Source organism: uncultured Cyclobacterium sp. (assembly GCF_963977555.1).
Taxonomy (GTDB): Bacteria; Bacteroidota; Bacteroidia; order Cytophagales; family Cyclobacteriaceae; genus Cyclobacterium.
Window position 1 is genome coordinate 62,933 of sequence record NZ_CAXBPD010000006.1, and the last position, 19,599, is coordinate 82,531.

General features: G+C 39.0%; 15 protein-coding genes. 11 read left to right on the top strand and 4 right to left on the bottom strand.

Translation table 11 applies throughout. From position 1 onward, the window contains the following. The first annotated feature begins 26 nt into the window (after positions 1 to 26). A complete protein-coding gene (locus AAC073_RS08900; RefSeq protein WP_339923504.1) occupies positions 27 to 1,886 on the top strand; it encodes a GTP-binding protein in 1,860 nt (619 codons plus the stop codon). A 316-nt stretch (positions 1,887 to 2,202) separates the two neighbouring features. On the opposite strand, the gene AAC073_RS08905 is transcribed toward AAC073_RS08900, so the two are convergent. After that, positions 2,203 to 3,075, bottom strand: a complete 873-nt coding sequence (locus tag AAC073_RS08905; RefSeq protein ID WP_339923505.1) for a sterol desaturase family protein — start codon at positions 3,073 to 3,075, stop codon at positions 2,203 to 2,205. A 312-nt stretch (positions 3,076 to 3,387) separates the two neighbouring features. Between AAC073_RS08905 and AAC073_RS08910 the strand changes: the two genes are divergently transcribed. The 4 genes from AAC073_RS08910 to AAC073_RS08925 all read left to right on the top strand — a co-directional run bounded on the left by AAC073_RS08910 (position 3,388) and on the right by AAC073_RS08925 (position 9,657). Further along, positions 3,388 to 5,322: a fumarate reductase/succinate dehydrogenase flavoprotein subunit gene (locus AAC073_RS08910; RefSeq protein ID WP_339923506.1), complete on the top strand. Its 1,935-nt coding sequence runs from the start codon at positions 3,388 to 3,390 to the stop codon at positions 5,320 to 5,322. Then, the gene (locus AAC073_RS08915) at positions 5,322 to 6,050 is read left to right on the top strand and encodes a succinate dehydrogenase/fumarate reductase iron-sulfur subunit (protein WP_339923507.1); all 729 of its coding nucleotides are present in this window, start codon (positions 5,322 to 5,324) and stop codon (positions 6,048 to 6,050) included. The genes AAC073_RS08910 and AAC073_RS08915 overlap by 1 nt, the downstream gene beginning before the upstream one ends. Positions 6,051 to 6,061: 11 nt before the next feature. Further along, positions 6,062 to 7,594, top strand: a complete 1,533-nt coding sequence (locus tag AAC073_RS08920; protein ID WP_339923508.1) for a Ppx/GppA phosphatase family protein — start codon at positions 6,062 to 6,064, stop codon at positions 7,592 to 7,594. A gap of 323 nt (positions 7,595 to 7,917) precedes the next feature. Further along, positions 7,918 to 9,657: a solute carrier family 26 protein gene (locus tag AAC073_RS08925; RefSeq protein ID WP_339923509.1), complete on the top strand. Its 1,740-nt coding sequence runs from the start codon at positions 7,918 to 7,920 to the stop codon at positions 9,655 to 9,657. Between the two features lie 71 nt (positions 9,658 to 9,728). Here the strand turns inward: AAC073_RS08925 and AAC073_RS08930 are convergent, their stop codons facing one another. After that, positions 9,729 to 10,088, bottom strand: a complete 360-nt coding sequence (locus AAC073_RS08930; RefSeq protein ID WP_339923510.1) for a response regulator — start codon at positions 10,086 to 10,088, stop codon at positions 9,729 to 9,731. 161 nt (positions 10,089 to 10,249) lie between these two features. After that, positions 10,250 to 11,113, bottom strand: a complete 864-nt coding sequence (rfbA, locus tag AAC073_RS08935; protein WP_339923511.1) for a glucose-1-phosphate thymidylyltransferase RfbA — start codon at positions 11,111 to 11,113, stop codon at positions 10,250 to 10,252. Positions 11,114 to 11,388: 275 nt separating this feature from the next. On the opposite strand from rfbA, the gene AAC073_RS08940 reads away from it, so the two are divergent. From AAC073_RS08940 to AAC073_RS08965, 6 genes are all read left to right on the top strand, one after another. After that, complete coding sequence (locus tag AAC073_RS08940; RefSeq protein WP_339923512.1) at positions 11,389 to 12,111, top strand: hypothetical protein; 723 nt, start codon at positions 11,389 to 11,391, stop codon at positions 12,109 to 12,111. A gap of 330 nt (positions 12,112 to 12,441) precedes the next feature. After that, positions 12,442 to 13,455 carry a pirin-like C-terminal cupin domain-containing protein gene (locus tag AAC073_RS08945; protein WP_339923513.1) on the top strand — a complete coding sequence of 338 codons (1,014 nt, stop codon included), beginning with the start codon at positions 12,442 to 12,444 and terminating at the stop codon, positions 13,453 to 13,455. 283 nt (positions 13,456 to 13,738) lie between these two features. Next, a complete protein-coding gene (locus AAC073_RS08950) occupies positions 13,739 to 14,485 on the top strand; it encodes an ROK family protein (protein ID WP_339923514.1) in 747 nt (248 codons plus the stop codon). A 642-nt stretch (positions 14,486 to 15,127) separates the two neighbouring features. Continuing rightward, positions 15,128 to 15,724: a DUF1080 domain-containing protein gene (locus AAC073_RS08955; protein WP_339923515.1), complete on the top strand. Its 597-nt coding sequence runs from the start codon at positions 15,128 to 15,130 to the stop codon at positions 15,722 to 15,724. A 162-nt stretch (positions 15,725 to 15,886) separates the two neighbouring features. Beyond that, complete coding sequence (locus AAC073_RS08960; protein ID WP_339923516.1) at positions 15,887 to 16,714, top strand: universal stress protein; 828 nt, start codon at positions 15,887 to 15,889, stop codon at positions 16,712 to 16,714. A gap of 200 nt (positions 16,715 to 16,914) precedes the next feature. After that, positions 16,915 to 18,300 (top strand): DUF1080 domain-containing protein, encoded by a 1,386-nt coding sequence (locus AAC073_RS08965; protein WP_339923517.1) that lies wholly within the window; start codon positions 16,915 to 16,917, stop codon positions 18,298 to 18,300. Positions 18,301 to 18,515: 215 nt separating this feature from the next. Here the strand turns inward: AAC073_RS08965 and AAC073_RS08970 are convergent, their stop codons facing one another. Continuing rightward, positions 18,516 to 19,412 carry a sugar phosphate isomerase/epimerase family protein gene (locus tag AAC073_RS08970; protein WP_339923518.1) on the bottom strand — a complete coding sequence of 299 codons (897 nt, stop codon included), beginning with the start codon at positions 19,410 to 19,412 and terminating at the stop codon, positions 18,516 to 18,518. Between the last annotated feature and the right edge of the window lie 187 nt (positions 19,413 to 19,599).

A 19,599-nucleotide genomic window follows, 5' to 3' on the forward strand; every position in this document is an offset into this window, starting at 1 on the left:
AAATATACCTTTTAAGCTTTATGAGAATGAAATCTATTGGTTTGCTTATCCTTTTGGCAGTGGCTCTTTGGTCCTGTCAGGAAGTCGAAGAAACTCCGCGTCCCGACCTTACTTTTCCACCTACTCAGGGAGGTGAGGATATCCTGAATTCGTCCAATTTTTGGGTTAAGCTGAATGCTGATTCATTGCAACCCAAAGAGCAGGGAAAATGGAGCATTCTGAGTGGATTAGTAGATGATAAGGTTTACTTTTCTAATCAATCCGATCCAAAAGCTATTTTCAATGGCTTGCCCGGAGAGGAATACCACCTCTTGTGGGAATTATTGAAAGACAATAAGAAAACAGAAGATACAGTAAACGTTTCTTTTGTCCCGCTTAAAACCCAAATTACCGAGTCAAGAGCTGATTTTTATCAAACAAGGATAGAAGTATCAGGAGTAGAATACGATCGAGGGAAGTGGTCTATTATTGGAGATTATCATCACATTCAAGGCTTTAGCTCTGGAACATATAAGCCAGAAGATGAATATCCGGATATTAGGGTATACGCATTAGAAAAGACACCTATTCAAATCGTTTGGACCACTTGGTATGGCAGTGTGTCGGCTTCAGATACTTTGGATTTCATTCCGGGAGAATATCACCAAAAAGAGGCTTTGCAGGAACTTGGTATTTTGAACAATCACTACTACTACAAGGAAAATGAAAATGGAAATGGAGACGTTATTGAAATAACCATGTTGGGTGATAGAAGGGCTTCGAAGTTTGGGAATTTGGAGCTGTTTCCTGAATTGCAGGCATTAAAGCATCTGAAAAGGCTCATCCTTCCTGGAAACCCAATCTATAAATTCCCTGAAGTGATTACAAAAAGCTATCAACAACTCACCTACCTTCTCCTTTCTCATAATAGAATTCAAAACCTGCCTGAGGACATCGGAAATCTCCAAGAATTGGACACCCTCATTATCAGTACTGTTCCCGATTTGGGAAGAATACCTGAGAGCTTTGGAAATCTTAAAAAATTGAAATTTTTGGATTTAGTCAATTCAGGTGTAACACATTTACCAGAAAGTTTTGGTGAATTGAGCAGTTTGGATTATGTTGACTTAGACCTTAACACTATTGAAAAACTCCCTGAAAACATTGGAAACCTTAAGAATCTCAGAACCTTCAGAGGACCATACTTGTCCAAAAGTATCCCCAATTCTTTTTCCGAATTGTCAGCTTTGGAATTTTGCTACTTTAGGGTTAATGGTCCAAATGCAATTTTACCAGAAGATTTCGGGAAACTCACCCGACTTCATACCCTTTGGCTTACTGGAGACTATCAGAGACTCCCAAAGAGCTTTTCAAACCTTATTAATCTAAAGGATTTTACTGTGAATAATACTTCTGGGTTAAGAGAGATTCCTCAAAATTTCGGGGACCTTAGACAGCTAGAAAGACTCAGTTTGACACTAAAACTCACCACACTTCCAGAAAGCTTAGGAAATCTTAGTAGCTTGAAGTCCCTCACATTATCCGGTGAAATAGATTACTTACCCCAAAGCTTTGGAGGGCTTAGAAATTTGGAAGCATTCCGTGCTAATGATTGTAAAATAAAAAAACTTCCTGAAAGTATTGGACAACTGAGAAAGCTTAAGAGCATCCGATTGGTTTATAATCACTTGACTGAAATCCCAGCTTCCATAGGAGACCTGTCTAGTCTAACCATGCTAGCCTTAGGAAGAAACAGAATCACCAAATTCCCAAACACCCTTAATAAGCTTGCCGACACACTCAAGCACCTCGAAATCAATGGAAATAATTACCCACCCAGCGAGGAAGAAAAAATAAAGGCCATGCTTCCATATACCCAAATTATAACTTATCTAGAGGGAGATTAATCCAAATCACAAAGCGAGATGGTATTTCTCATTAGGGTAAGTTATGAAAAGTAACTGTTCTGAATTATACCGCAGGTTGGAATATGACAATGGTGGTGTTCAATGCCAAAGTATTGAAAGAAAGATTATTTAGTATTGCTAATCCGTTGATAAATTATCGGCTATTTCAAAATCAATCAGCAAAGAAAGGTGAGTTGTCTGTGAAACATAGGCAGCAGTAGCGGGAGGTGGGTTAAAGCTTGATCTTGTGAAATCCCTGCTATTCTAACCTCAGGTTTCTACCTTGAAAGTGCTAGAATCATAACCCTCTATTTCTTTACTTATTCTTTGTAAATGGATAGCCTATTTGTTGCCAGAAAGTTTTGGGGAATTTTTCTACCCCATCAAAGCCAAGGGGAATATCCCTGCCTTCATGAGGTATATAAGCTGTCCCAAATAGGTAATCCCAAATACTTAGTGTAAGGCCATAATTAACCCCATAGCGACCTTTGGGTAATACCTTGGCATGATGCCAGATGTGCATGATAGGATTATTGAACAAATATTTGAATGGGCCATAGCTTATTTTAAGGTTGGCATGATTTAAATGCCCAATGGCTGTGGCAAAAATATGAACAAGAAAAAAATCCGTCAAGCCAAAGCCTATCATGGCCAAAGGCAGGTATTGCGCAGTTTTATACAAGATGGTTTCCATCCAATGGAACCTCAGATGCGCAGCAAAACCCATTTGCTCCACCGAATGGTGCACCTTATGAAATTCCCAGAATGCCGGCACCCTATGCAAAAGCCGATGTACATTCCACTGAATAAAATCGGCTACAATGAATAATGTTAAAAATTGCGCCCAAACAGGCCAGGAACTAATTTCTATGGCGACCACATTTTCAATCCCGAAAAGTGCCAGAAAATCATTGAATGCCTCCACCGCAACATTGGAGATGGCATTAAAGGCTATCAAGGAAAAAAGGAAGAAATTAAAAAACATGTAAAATCCATCCAACCAGAAATCCTTTCGGAACACGGCTTGTTCTTTTCGCCAGGGGACCACCAATTCCAATAGCCACACAAACAAGGATAGCCCTACCAACCACCAGAAATAATTGCCCCAGGAAGGATACATGACCTCATTGACCAGGTAATTAAAATACCCGTAATAGGCATCCCCTATTATTTTAATGTATTTTTCCATTTCCTTAATTTGAAAGTTTTCGCAACAACTTTATTAATCAAAGCTTTTACCTAAAACTGGTTTAGGTCAAAAGCCAGCATATCTTCGATGACTAGCAGGATAATAACCCTATTATTTTTATTTTGGTTTACGCAGGTATAAACTAAACCTATATGCGCATTTATACTGTCAAAAATATCTTTTTAATTGCTTTAAGAAGGTGACAATGGTTACACATTCCTTATTTTCTTATTATTAAAGCAGAAAACCCATAAATACGAAGTATAAAATTGCTATTATTAACTAGTAGAAACGGACACTAATTATTCAGGCATGTATTTTAGTACGGACAGCAAGCAAATTCCAAAGACCAAAGTACCTCAGGGTGATTTGAAAGACAAATGGTCAAATTTCAAAGACCAGGCAAAGCTTATCAGTCCCAATAATCGGAACAAATATCACGTCATCATTGTGGGCACAGGACTATCTGGAGCTTCCGCCGCAGCATCCCTTGCTGAATTAGGCTACAATGTTTCTGTATTTTGTTTTCAGGATTCTCCCAGAAGGGCACATTCAGTGGCAGCCCAAGGAGGGGTGAATGCCATGAAAAATTACAAAAACGATGGAGACAGTGTACATAGGATGTTTTATGACACGCTCAAAGGAGGTGATTTTAGAGCCCGGGAAGCTAATGTCTACCGATTGGCGGAATGTTCTGCCAGTTTAATCGATCAGGCAGTAGCGCAAGGAGTTCCCTTTGCCAGGGAGTACAGCGGTTACCTGAGCAATCGCTCTTTTGGCGGAGTACAGGTAAGCCGTACTTTTTACGCCAGAGGCCAAACCGGGCAACAATTGCTACTAGGCGCTTATCAAGCCATGATGCGGCAGGTAAAAGCCAAGAAGGTCACCAGCTATACCAGACATGAAATGCTGGACCTCGTTTTAATCAATGGAGTAGCCAAAGGCATTATCGCCAGAAACCTGGACACGGGAGAAATCACCCGACATACTGCGAACGCAGTGGTACTCGCTTCAGGTGGTTTTGGAAAGATCTATTATTTGTCCACCTTGGCAATGGGCTGTAATGGCTCGGCCATATGGAGGGCCCATAAAAAGGGCGCATGGGCCGCTTGCCCTAGCTGGACTCAAATTCACCCTACCTGCCTGCCTCAATCAGGTTCCTATCAATCTAAGCTCACATTGATGTCAGAATCCCTACGGAATGATGGTAGAATATGGGTTCCTATGGCTAAAAATGAGGATAGGAAGGCTGTTGATATTCCTGAAGAGGAAAGGGATTATTACTTGGAGCGCAGGTATCCTTCATTTGGTAACCTCGCTCCCAGAGACATTGCTTCGAGGGCGGCCAAAGAAAGAATCGATGCTGGACATGGCGTAGGCTCCTTAAAAAATGCCGTTTACTTGGATTTTAAAGATGCCCTGGCCAAGCAAGGAAAAGCGAGCATTGCCAAGAAGTATGGGAATTTGTTCGATATGTATGAAAAGATCACTGGTATCAATGCCTATAAAGAACCCATGAAAATTTCTCCTGCCGCTCATTTTTCCATGGGAGGCCTTTGGGTAGATTACGAACTAAGCACCAATATACCAGGGCTTTTCAGTATTGGAGAAGCCAATTTCTCAGACCATGGTGCCAATCGATTGGGGGCCAATTCGCTATTGCAAGCTTGTGTTGATGGTTACTATATTCTGCCCCAAACCCTCCCCCACTACCTTGCCCAATCAGGAAAGCCCGAAGCCATCAATAGAGACGATCCAGCTTTTCTTGAAAGTGAGCTTCAAGTTAATCAGCAAATTGAGGCTTTTGGCAAAATAAATGGACATAAGACAGTGGATTATTTCCATAGAGAGTTGGGCAAGATTCTTTATGATAAATGTGGGCTAACACGCACAGAGAAAGGCCTAACGATGGCGATTGAGGCGATTAAGAATTTAAGGGCGTCCTTCTATAAGGACCTAAAAATCCCTATGAAAACCGATGGCATCAATGAAGAGCTAGAAAAAGCAGGCCGGGTAGCCGATTACCTTGAAATAGGAGAGCTTATGTGCATTGATGCACTGAGCAGAGAAGAGTCTTGCGGCGCCCATTTCAGGGCAGAACATCAAACCAATGATGGAGAAGCTATTCGGAACGACGAGAAGTTTAACTTTATCTCTTGCTGGCAGAAATCAGACAAAGCCCATATTCTGGTAAAAGAGGTGCTGAATTTTGAATTTACTAAACCTACAGAAAGGAGCTATAAATAATGGATTTCAAACTAAAAATCTGGAGACAAGAACAGGCAGCAGTCCATGGTAAAATGATGGCTTATACCGTGGGTGACATTTCACCAGACATGTCCTTTTTGGAAATGTTAGATCAGCTCAATGAAAACCTAATCCTTAGTGGACAAAATCCCATATCATTCGATTCCGATTGTCGCGAGGGAATTTGCGGTCAATGTGGTTTGTTTATCAATGGAAGGGCACATGGTCCGAGAGGACATACCAGCACTTGTCAGCTTCACATGCGTTCTTTTCAAGATGGGGAAACCATTTATATTGAACCGTTCAGAGCTGGTCCTTTCCCTGTAAAAAAAGATTTAAAAGTGGATAGAAGTGCCTTGGATGAAATCATTGCATCGGGAGGATATATAAGCGTAAATACTGGCCAATCGCCTGAAGCCAACCAAACATTAATCAGTAGCGACACGGTGGAAGCAGCATTTGATGCGGCCGCATGTATAGGTTGTGGGGCATGTGTCGCCTCCTGCAAAAACGGGAGTGCCTCCCTTTTCACTGCTGCTAAAATCAGTCACTTGGCCCAATTGCCACAAGGCAAAATAGAACACAAAAAAAGAACAAATGACATGGTAAATAAAATGGATGAACTGGGTTTTGGTGCCTGCTCCAATACGGGTGCTTGTGAGGTCGAATGCCCTCAAGGTATTTCCATTAGTCACATCGCCTTTATGAACAAGTCTTTCCTCAAATAACCCACTCCTCTATGAATATTGCTGCAATCGATATTGGCACAAATAGTATCCACATGGTAATAGTCAAGGTTCAATCCAGAACCCATTTTGACATACTCATACAAGAAAAAAGCATGGTAAAGCTTGGCGTGGGGGTTTTTGCCAATAAAGAGCTCAGCAAGGAAGCCATGGACATGGGGGTGTCCACCGTCCAGAGATACGTTCAGCTGGCAGATCAATATGGAGTAGATGACATTATAGTATCTGCAACAAGCGCCACCCGAGAAGCAAAAAATGGACGGGAATTTTTGGATAGATTAATTCATGAGGCAGGTGTTTCACCGCAATTGATTTCTGGAAAGGAGGAAGCCAAATTAATTTTTCTTGCTGTAAGAGAAGCGATCGCTATTAAAAATGAAAAATTTTTGGTCCTCGACATTGGTGGAGGAAGTACCGAGGCCGTCATTGGTGATCAAAATCAAATATTATATGGCAATTCCATGAAACTTGGCGTATTACGCTTATGGGATCTTATTGGAAACCAAACCAAGGTAAAAGACAAAACCCAAAAGGAGCTAAAGGCACATATCAAACAAGCGGCTGGCACTGTGATAGAAAAAATCAATCAAATCGGATTTGATAGGGTAATCGGAACCTCCGGAACCATACGTGCCTTGGCTGAAGCTTGCCTGATAAAAGCAGACAATCCTGCCCCGGATATCGTCAATGCGGAGACAGTTCAACTGAAAGACCTGATCAAACTTAGAGACCGATTGCTGGATGCCAGTCCCGAAGAACGCAGCGAAATACCTGGGATTAACAGCAACAGGGCAGATGCTATCCACCTTGGAGCCCTCCTACTTGTCGAGATTTTAACCCAAATCAATGCTTCCGTCCTAACCATCTCAGATGCTTCTTTGAGAGATGGAATGATTATTAACCATCTGGAGAAGCATGGTATACAAATCGAGGAAGTCAGTCAGGGAAAAAGCCTCAAAGAGAAAAGTTGTATCCGTTTGGCGATAAAATACGACACAGACCTGATGGAGAAAAAGCATGTTGTGAGAATTGCCCTTCAATTGTTTGATCAGCTCAAGCACCTTCATGGAGCGGATAATTACGAAAGAGACTTGGTCTCCCATGCGGCACTTATTTATGATATTGGCTTATTCGTGGCCTTTCAGGATTACCACAAACATTCCAGGTACCTAATCAAAAACAGTCAATTAAGGGGATTTACGAACGATGAAGTTCTTCTTTTGGGTCACCTGGCTAGGTACCACAGAAAGAAAGGGCCCGGAAAAAGCCATAAGAAATACCGAAAACTAGAAAAACACCAGAAGAAAACGCTTAAACTATTGGCAGGAATCCTTAGGATTGCAATAGGCCTGGACAAAACAAAAAACCAATGGGTGCAAAATGTTTATTGTCTGGACAAGGCAGAACAATTGGAAGTAAAGGTCTTTGGTGAAGAAAATATGGATCTTGAAATCTGGGAAGCCCAGCGCTATGCAGACACCTTGTCTAAGTATTTAAAAAAGGAAATCGTATTAATGGTTGGGTAAATACAAACCTCCAAGTGACTATGGTCACCTTTTAACCATTAAATCGATACTTAATTTGTAAGCAGCTGTTTAACGCTGTTGAAAAGCCAAGCTTGACATTGTAGGTTCAACTTACTGAATAAAATAATAGGATTTTGAAATAGGATTCCCTTTAGCCAGTTCGCATTATTTTTAATTAATTTAAACGCTTACCTTTTGGCTAAAAAAAATATCGGATTAACTAAATCGTAGGATGACTTCGGGGGGGGTATCAAGCATTGCTTTAATTACAGAAATCTCGGCAGCGTTTAATTTATATTGCGGATAGATAATTATAGATGGGCATGGACATTAAGAAAAACCTTACAATATTGCAATGGCTGCCCAATTATAAACGGACAAACCTAATTGGAGATGTATCAGCCGGAATAATAGTAAGCGTATTACTTGTCCCTCAAGGAATGGCTTATGCAATGCTTGCCGGATTGAATCCTATACATGGATTGTATGCCGTTACCCTACCATTGCTTGTGTATGCGGTCTTGGGAAGTTCCAGGCAGTTGGCGGTAGGACCAGGTGCTATGGTTTCTTTACTAGTAGGGGCTGGTATTAGTAGTTTGTCCCCTGACAGCTACCTGTCCTATTTTTATTATGCTATCACCCTGGCCTTACTGGTTGGTTTGACTCAGTTTTCTATGGGGATATTTAAGCTAGGTTTTGTAGTGAATTTCCTTTCTCAACCAGTCATCAAAGGGTTTACTTCCGCCGCTGCCTTTATAATAGGTTTTGGGCAAGTCAAACACTTATTGAAACTTAACTTCCCCAACAGCAACCATATCCAAGACATCTTTATAGGCATCTATTCCACAATTGAACAGACCCATTGGTTGACGATGGGCATAGGCCTGGTAGGGATAGTTATCATTAAATATGCAAAGCATATTCATCCAGCCATACCCGGGTCATTGATTGCCGTTGTCCTTAGTATTCTTCTGGTCAAATTCATGGGGCTTTCCGATAGCGGTGTATTAGTTTTGGGAGAGGTACCCAGTGGATTGCCGGGTTTTTCCCTTCCTACTTTTGAAATGGACACCTGGCTGAGTTTATTTCCTATTGCCATCACCATTTCTTTGGTTGGCTTTGCAGAGAGCTTTTCAATTGGTAAAACCTTACAGGCCAAACATAAAGATTATCACATCAATGCAAACAAAGAACTTATCGCATTGGGAATGGCCAATATTAGCGCATCTTTTGTCAGGGGCTTCCCCGTCACTGGTGGGCTTTCAAGGTCCGCAGTAAATGATCAGTCTGGAGCCAAAACACCCCTATCTTCCATTATCAGTGCTGGATTAATTGTACTTACTTTGGTGTTTTTCACTTCCTATTTTTATTATCTGCCCTATGCTATTCTAGCTGCAGTGATCATTGTGGCGGTTTCAAGCATCGTAGATTTCAAAGGGCCTATAGAGTTATGGACCAAAGACAGAAAAGATTTCTATATGTATATGGTTACTTTTTTGGGAACGCTTACCATGGGCATTGTACTAGGAATCCTTACAGGCATGATCCTCTCTTTAATGCTGGTTATTTATAGGGCCTCAAGGCCTCACATGGCACAGTTAGGCAGGGTTCCGGGAACCAACAACTTCAGAAATATCCAACGCTTTAATAATCTTGAAATAAATAACGACCTACTAATTGTAAGAATAGATGGACCCATTTATTTTGCCAATGTGGATTATATCAATGATAAAATCAACCAATGGCGAAAAGAGAGGACTACTCCCGTACAAATGATCTTTCTAAACATGGAAAGTGTGACAAGCTTGGACAGCACAGGCGTATTGACAATACAATCCTGGGTTAAGGAGTGGAGGAACAATGACATTGACCTGTATATTATAGGTGCCAAAGGCCCAGTCAGAGATGTTTTAGTAAAATGGCGCCTGATTGAATCGATAGGGGAAAACCATGTTTTTCTTGACACCCATACTGCGATTAATTTTTACGAAAAAAATATTGATGCAAAAAGCCTCCAGAGGTTGGGGCCTTATGCGCTTCAAAGTAATATCAAGGCTAAATAACATAGGCTCCAAACAAAGTTCAGAGCCTATGCGCTTGCGATTATAATTAATCTTAAACCCTACAAAAAACCTTAATTCCTGAAAATTTCAGGAATACATTCCTTAACTGAAAGCTTAGGAAGAAATTTCTTAACTAGTGAATTATTATTGGCCTTTTCGACATCAGACCATTCCAAAGACCCACTTAATATATATACTTGCGAAGTGATACCAGCCCCTTTTATTTCTTCTAAAAAGTCCCACCCGGTCATTTGTGGCATAACTAAATCCAAAAACAAAAATTCAGGATTAATATGGGCAACCTGATCTGAAACACCTACGGCTGATGAAAACGTATGTATCTTATATGGGACGGTTAAACTTTTTTTAATATACTGTTCCGTTACAAAAGTACTTACCCTATCATCATCTATTATTACAATATCCAACATCAAAATACATTTATACTATACTAAAACTCATTTTACATAGTGTAAAAGTAATCAAAAAAAAATCACCTCCAAAGATAGAGGTGATTTTTTTATCATTTATTTTGTAATTCAAATACTGTTTTTTGCATTTAAACACTTATAGCTGACTAGAAAATGGCATATTATTTATTGAGCAACCCCCTCAAATAGACCCCATATCCACTTTTTCCCAATTTTTCCGCCGCTTTTAAAAGCTCTTCCGCATCAATAAAACCATTTCTGTAGGCGATCTCCTCTACACATCCGATTTTTAAGCCTTGTCTCTCTTCTATTACTTCGACAAATTGTGCCGCCTGAAGCAAGGATTGGTGTGTTCCAGTATCCAGCCAGGCAGTCCCTCTGTTCAATATGCCTACTTTCAGCTTTTGTTTTTTCAAATAGGCCACGTTAATATCTGTTATTTCTAACTCTCCCCTGCTGCTTGGTTTAATATTTTTAGCGATTTCTACAACCTCATTGTCGTAAAAATAGAGCCCTGGTACTGCAAAGTTAGATTTTGGGGTTGTGGGCTTCTCTTCTATGCTCAAAACATTGTTGTCATCATCAAATTGAACAACACCGTATCGCTGAGGATCATTGACATGGTAAGCGAAAACTACACCACCATCAGGATCAGTATGTTCCTTTAGTGTTTTGTGAAGACCCGTTCCATAAAAAATATTATCTCCAAGGATAAGGGCAACTTTATCTTTACCTATAAACGATTCGCCTATGATAAAAGCTTGCGCGAGACCATCTGGACTTGGCTGAATGGCAAAAGTAAATTTACAACCAATCTGACTACCATCACCTAGCAGCTTTTTAAATGCATCATTGTCCTCAGGTGTGGTAATAATCAAAATTTCATTAATGCCTGCCATCATCAGCACTGATAATGGATAATAAATCATCGGCTTGTCATAAACCGGCATCAATTGCTTACTCACTGCAATGGTTAATGGATAGAGACGTGTGCCTGATCCACCAGCTAAAATAATTCCTTTCATAAATACTGTTGTTTACCGCTATTATCATCAAAATTACACACAAAATAAAAAAAAGGTTTTGGTGCTAATTCACTAAAAAAAACACATAAAAACTATTTTCAAACTATATAATCACTATTTTTAAACTTACCAAGTTACTCAATAATAACCAGTTTTACTGCAAGATTATAATTTATTCCTATCTATTTGACTAATTCTATGCAAGAATTGGTACTTTTGTGCGTTTAAAGATTTGATTGATTAACATGCTCGTTAACCAATTTTTAAATTATAGTATGAAGAATTCCTTTGTTACCTCCTATTTCGTTGTCTTATTGATAACAGGATTATATATCAACACAGCCCAAGGGCAGAACTTTTATAAAGAAAAAATTCCTAGAAACAACTTCTTGCAAGCAGGAATTGGACTTGGAACTATTTATGCCGACAATGCAGGAGGTTTTAGGAACCTAACGTTCTTTTTAAGACCTGGTTTGTCATTTACTTATGGTAGAAGAATACATAAACACTGGGACGTAAGGGCCAATATCGGATATCAACGGTACCGAAGTCAGGACCCTAGTTATTTTGGTCCAACCATTGTTCAGACTTGGATCGCAAGAGACCAGGCGGTCACAAGTAAAAACAACCTATTATTTCTCGATGTAATTCCAAGTTTTTACCTTTTCGGTTCTGAAAACCATACCCGACGAAGTAAAATAAACGTTTATGGTGGCGCAGGAATAGGTTTACTCATGAATGCTAATCAGACCACAAAATTTAATTTTGATGGTACTAGTAATCATAAAGATACGCAACTCACTAGCTATATTCCTTTTAAAGGAGGATTGAGCTACCGTCTTGATATCTACACAGACATCGCTTTTGAAGGTACATTGATGTTTACTTTTTCCGATAAACTCGATGGAAATGAAGGTTATAACAGACTTAATGATCATCCCCTAATTGGACAAATCGTAATAAGAAGATACCTTAATCCAATTAAGTCAATCGATTAAATCTACGCTCATTTTTTCCCACATTAACCCATTCAATTTTTAACCTCTCCGCAGTTAAAAGAAATAGGCATGGCTATGGGTAATACAAACTTTTAGTTTTTTTTCAAGAACACCAAAAGCGTATTTTCAGCGATTTTCTTCAGCGATATGACCCCTTTATTATCTGGTTCAAAAAATTTTCAAAACCCTATTTCTGCCTCCATTTACCTAACTCTTGGTAGGCCAATCTTAAATTTTAGACTAAATTAAACCCTAATAAAGTAATTTTAAATGAACTTATTTATATCGAAATACATTATTACATGTATATACACATAATTTAGATATATTATGACATCGTCTATAAAATCAATTCGACCTTTAGGTGCTCAATGGCCCACTCAGGACCCATTTTTATTCTGCGCCTATCATCATGATATCTTCCCTGAAGGCAATCCTGAAATGGGCCCAAATACGCCTCTATCAGGAAGAAATATAGGGCAGGATTTCTCCGGTAAAGATGGCTGGAATATGTACCACGGAAGTAAAGTTCCAGGTTTTCCTGCACATCCCCACAAAGGATTTGAGACAGTGTCCATTGCAGAAAGAGGATTGGTAGATCATTCAGACTCACTTGGAGCCGCTGGAAGATTTGGAAATGGGGACGCACAGTGGATGACTGCAGGAGGAGGAGTTATGCATTCTGAAATGTTTCCACTCTTAAATGAGGATGCTAAAAACGAAGTGCTTTTATTTCAGATTTGGCTTAACTTACCTAAAGCAAAAAAGAATGTGCCTGCACACTTTAAGATGATGTGGCAGGAGCAAATTCCTATTGTCAATATTAAAGATGAAAAAAGCCTTCAAACATCCTTCAAACTAATTGCTGGTAAATATGCTAATACGGAATCCTTGGCTCCTGCTCCTGATTCATATGCTGCCGACCCTATAAATGAAGTGGCCATCTGGCTTATCAAAGCGGATGCTAATGCTTCATTTTCGTTACCAAAGGTAACTTCCGGTATAAATAGAACCTTATATTTCTATGAAGGCGATGATATACAGCTTGATGGAGAAAGTCTAGCAAAAGGACAAGCAATAGAATTAGGAGATCAAAAATCCTATACAATAGAAAATGGCAATAAAAATGCTCATTTTTTGTTTTTGCAAGGCAGGCCAATTAATGAAAAAGTGGTGCAGCATGGGCCTTTTGTAATGAATAGCAATCAGGAAATCCAAGCGGCTGTCGGGGAGTTTCAAAGAACTCAATTTGGTGGGTGGCCTTGGGATAGTTATGAGCATGTACATGACAAATCCAAAGGAAGATTTGCCATTCATGCTGATGGTAAGATCGAAAACAAATAATTAACAACGGGTAGTCCATCACACTACCCGTTTTTTTTGTTGCCAAATAAAAATAGCTTTTTCGCCTTACTAACACTTCTCTTTATTTAATTTTTATTAAATAATAATATTTTTCTTCCATTATCTGAGATTCCCCAAATAGAAGTAAATGGTGGAAACGAATTTGAGTCATTGTAACTTTTGAATTTTTCGATCTTTAAAAGAATGTTATCAATATAATTATAGCTAACTTTAATAGTTAATACAGATAGCATCATATTATAAAGCGATAAAAGTTGTTTTAATGGAAATTTTAGGATTGGATATTGGGGGCTCTGGCATTAAAGGTGCTCCGGTAAATATAGAAACTGGTCAATTGACTGCTGAGAGATTCAGGATACCAACACCAACACCTACGAAACCCGAAAGTGTCGCCAATACTGTACAGGAAATTGTAGATCATTTTAAATGGACAGGCCCGATAGGCTGTGGCTTTCCTACAGTGGTAAACAATGGGAAATGCATGACCAAAAGCAATATTCATAAAAGCTGGGTTGGCGTGCAGATCGACCAACTTTTTTCAGATAAAACGGGCCTTCCTGTCACCGTTATCAATGATGCTGATGCGGCTGGTTTAGCCGAAATGACTTTTGGAGCTGGTAAAAATAAAAAAGGCCTGGTGGTAACCGTGACGATAGGTACAGGCCTTGGCACTGGCGTATTTTATAATGGCATTCTCATTCCCAATTTTGAATTGGGAAGAACCTATTACAAAAACGGAGAAATCATTGAATATTTCGCTGCTGATTCGGCCAGACAAAAAGAGAACCTTACCTATATTGAATGGGGAAAACGATTCAACAAATTCCTTAAACATACGGTAAGAATAATTTCACCTGATCTATTTATCCTGGGTGGAGGAGCAAGCAAAAAAATGGACAAATTTGAAGACCAGATAACCATAGATGTTCCTGTAATCGCTGCCGAAAATAAAAATGAAGCTGGAATAATAGGAGCAGCAGTAGCGGCCTATCTTAAAGAAAAGAGTTAGTATTGTTTTTTAAAGCCAAATTTCATTCTAGGCAATAGAAAAGCGATTAAAGGTTAATTCATTGGGTATCAATAGCTGTTTTAGGTCTTCGCATACTCACTCTAGCGGAACATTTTATATCCTCTACTTAGGCTGCAATTTTCTATAAATTAGAAATAATCTTTATGGTTATTTCTTTAAACCGAAATAGGTTACAAACTTTCTATTACCTACTGATCCGTCGCACCGGACCTACAGCTTGATTTTCTTGCATTTTCGACCCTTCTCGTTAATACGGAAAAGGCTTCGCCTATACCAATGAACAGTCCAGGCTTAATTGTCACAACTTCCCCTGAGAAATTAAATTTTTCGAAGTCCCTTAAGATTCCCCAATTGAATTTAGCCATTCTTCTCCTGTCCTAACAGCAAAGACTCCCTCTAAATATTTTCTCGATCGGTCTATGGTGTTTAATAAAGTAATTTAAGGTGAGTTAAAATTGATTCTTCAAAAACAGTTATTCCCCCCTCTTATTTAAATGGGCAATAATTCTAAATAATTTTTATTATTATTGTTTACATGAATTTAAACCTCCCCCATAAAAAGTACAGGGAGGAGGAAGTCAAGGTACAATCAATTAAAACCAAAATAAAACCGCAATGAAAATGAAATTCTTACTCCCCAGCCTTTTAATAGTGGCTTTACTAGTTAATCAAGGGTTTGCCCAAAAAGTGAAAATGAAATCAATCTTTAATGGAAAATCATTAAAAGGCTGGACGGTAACCCCTGAAGACAATATTTGGTGGGAAGTAAAAGACGGAAATATCCATACTGAAAATGACCCAACTAAAACTGGCTCTACCCTCTGGACAAATAAAGAATACGGTGATTTCATAGTTGAAATGGACTTCCTAATGGGAAAAGGCACCGTGGATTCTGGCATTTTCTTAAGGAGTGACAAAGACCAAATACAAATTGGTATCTCCGGATCATTGAAAAGAGACATGACAGGCTCTCCTTATATTCCTGGAAAATCTTATCCTAAGGAAGCAAGTGGCGTTAAAGAGCTATTGAAATTAAATGATTGGAACACTATGAAAGTTAAAGTGGTTGGTCAAACATACACGGTATGGCTAAACGGCCAAGAAGTAGTGACATATCAGTCAGAGAACATGCCTGAAAAAGGCCCAATTGGACTACAATTACATCCAAGTAATGAAATGAGTATTGACTTTAAAAACATAAAAGTCGGGAAAATTTAAAACCTTTGAATTGTATTGGGGAAAACATCATAGGGTAAGGTGATTGTTATCATGTATTGTTGCTTCAGAATTTGTTTATTTTGAGTCAATGCCAAATTAAGAAGTCTATTTCAATGGTTTGGCAGATAAATCAAGGTAATACATATCAAAAATAAACAGGCCATGAAACGAATCATTGTCCCCATTGATTTTTCACTTTATTCAGAGAATGCATTCTACAGTGCAGCCAAGGTTGCAAGCAAAGGTGATGCAACCATTACCTGCATCAACGTGATCCAATCTGACTTAGATTGGGAAAATTTACCCACATCTGAAAAATTAAAAAACCAGGAAATTTTAGACCTGGAAGCGGAGTCAAAGGATAAATTGAAAACCTTTGTGGCAACACACAAAATTAAAAACACACCTGTAGAGGCAGTTGTTGAAATTGGTGTTCCCTCCCAGGTTCTTGTAGACCTGGCTCATAAGCAAAAAGCAGATCTAATCGTAATTGGGGCTTATGGCAAGAATCGTGAACCTGGGAAATTTATTGGCTCCACTACTCAAAAGATTTTTAGAAATGCGCCATGCCCTGTTTTAGCAGTTAAAAACATAGTAGATGGCAGGACCATGAAAAAACTGGTTTTTGCCTCTCTTTTCAGTGAGGCCAGCAAACCCGCATTTGTTCGGTTGAAGCCTTTTATAAAAAATCTTCGGACTGTAGTGCATTTTCTATTCGTCAACACACCCGCCAAATTTATCGATACAGGAAAAGCAGAAGCCCGAATGTCCGAATATGCTTATGGACAAGAAGAACTATTGATTCATCATCATATTTACAATCATGAAGAAGTAGAAAAAGGCATCATTGCTTTTGCCGAAAAGGAAAAAGCTGGAATTATTGCCATAGCTTCCAACCTTAGAAAATCCAATACAGCGTATCAAATAGGCGTCACAGACACGCTTCTCTACAAAACAGCTATCCCAATTTTAAGCGTTAAGATTGAATAAAGAGCATTTACCTGCCTCTACCTATCCACCACTTATAACCAAATTACTATTTGGTTATAAGTCTTTTACCCGTTTTTTACACCTTTGCAATCGATTGCCTAATTATTATATTTTTATGAGATATTGCTTATCTTTATGGTCTTATAATAGTTTACGACTATAGAATCAAATTAAAACATTATACAAAAAAAACCCATACCATGAACAAACAAATTTTAAGTCTTTTTGCTTTGTCTATTTTCTTCCTGGCATCTTGTGCAAAGCCAGCGGCAGAAACTGAAGACGGATGGACTAACTTATTTGACGGAGAAACTTTAGAAGGCTGGCGTCAGCTGGATGGAGCAGCAGAATTTGAAGTAGTAGACGGTGTTATCGTCGGCACCTCCGTTCCTAATACACCCAACACCTTTCTGGCTACAGAAAAAACCTACGGAGACTTCATCCTTGAGCTGGATATCAGAGTAGATGACGAATCAAGCAATTCAGGAGTAATGGCCAGGGGCCAGCATGACCCTGAAAGAAACGATGGTGCTGGAAGAGTTTTTGGCTACCAAATAGAATGTGACCCAAAAGAAAGAGCTTGGTCTGGTGGTGTATATGATGAAGCCAGAAGAGGATGGCTTTATCCATTAAGCTATAATCCTGATGCAAGAAGTGCCTTTAAACTAGGTGAATTCAACACTTATAGAATTGAATTTATTGGAAATAATCTTAAAACTTGGGTAAATGGCCAAGAAGTAGCTTACCTTGTAGATGATATGGACGCTACTGGTTTTATTGCCCTTCAAGTTCACGGAATAGGCAAAAACCCAGAAAATGCAGGCAAAAAGACCTATTTCAGAAACATTAGAATTCAGACAGAGAACCTTACCCCTACCCCTTTTGAAAAAGACATATTTGTGGTAAGTACCATTGATAATGAATTGACTTCTTACGAAGAAGATAAAGGATGGAAATTGCTATTTGATGGCAAAACAAGTGAGGGATGGAAAAGTGCTAAAGCGGAAAATTTCCCTGAAGGTGGATGGACTATCAATGAAGGTGTATTGACAATCGAGGGAAAAGATGGCAGAGAGTCAGCCAATGCTGGTGATATTGTAACCACAGAACAATACAGCGCTTTTGACCTTGCGTTTGATTTCAAAATTACTGAAGGTGCTAACAGTGGAGTTAAATACTTTGTCACCCTTAATGAAAACAATTCTGGCTCCGCGATAGGTTTGGAATACCAAATCCTTGATGACGAAAGACATCCTGATGCAAAAATGGGAAAGGATGGGAATAGAACGCTATCTTCACTGTATGACCTGATTAAAGCTGACAAACAAGATCGATTTGTTCAACCTGTGGGAGAATGGAACAAAGGACGTTTAATCGTTTATCCAGACAATAGAGTAGAACATTACATTAACGGTCTTAAAGTGGTGGAATACACGAGAGGATCTGACGAGTTCAGGGCATTGGTGGCTGATAGCAAATATGCGAAATGGGAAAATTTCGGAGAAGCTGAGCAAGGCCATATTCTCCTTCAAGACCATGGTGATGAGGTTCATTACAAAAACATCAAATTAAAAGAATTAAAATAAAAACAGTATAAACAAAAAAAGGTAAGCTTAACAGCTTACCTTTTTTTGTTTTACGGAAATCTATTTCAGACCCGAAATAGACAATAGACCATCAATTGCTTATTGAAACCTTTTTCCCTAAACACGGAACAGGCTATCTCTTCACTATTATTAGGGATGAGAAATCCTATGGCATAATCCGGTTAAAAGTTTAAAAAACAACAAAATGGCTGTTCTTAACCCAAAGCTTTTCTTACTGTTTTAAGGAAAGTCTTAATTTTTTCAAATGGATCTCCAGGCCCCAATGTTTCTATTGGCAAATAGCCGTTATAATCACTGTTCTTTATGATTTTCATCAAGGTTTTCAAATCTACGGGTTTTGGAGCACCTAAATAGTTTACGTTTTCTTTGATTTGCCAGTTAACTGCATGGTGAATGTTTTTGCTGATTTCTTCATAAGGGTCTTTTAAAGAGTAACTACCTACATCCAATACCAATCCAAACCATTCTTGGTTAACATTTTCCATTATATAATTTACCTGGTCTGCAGACTTTATAAAATCATTGTGATTTTGCATGGCTACTATTACACCATGTTCGGCACCGAAAGCCGCGCACTCTTGCATCGCAGCGATAACCCCGTCAGCAACTTCCTTCCATACAGCCCCCTCCACATTTGCCTTCCCAGCAAAAACACGCAACACTGGTGCGCCCATTTTGGATGCCGCTATTACCCATTTTTTTACTAGTACTATCTCTTTCTTCCGCTGTTCTTCATTCTGAAGAGTGAAATCATTCCTCACCCCTGTGCCACTAATATCCAAGCCCCAATGATGTGCTTGCTTCTTGATACCGTAAAGCACCTTGTCTTCTGGAACTTCTGGATAAGAATCGATATAATAGGCTGTCAGGTCAATCGCTGGAATCCCATTTTCAGCACAAAACTTAAACAACCCTTCTAATGAAAGCGTCTTGTCCCGCAATGAAGCATTAAAAGAAAACGCATTCAAACTTAGCTTAAGGTTTTTCTCATTTCTTGGTGGAGGCGTAGAAATAGGTGCAAAACCCAAAAGTGGAAGCGCTGCCAATCCCATTCCTTTTTTTAAAAAACCTCTTCTTGGCTTATGGTTCATGGTGTTTATGTAAATGACAATTTATAAAGAGAAATTTGTTCCAAGCGAATATTATTAGCGCCAAACTAGGCGTAATTAAAAAAATATGTCGTTTTCACACTAATATAAACAACAAAATAGGAATCTCATGAAAATTAGAGCAATTTTAATTTATGCAATCGGTTGTCTAAATCACGAAAAATATGGA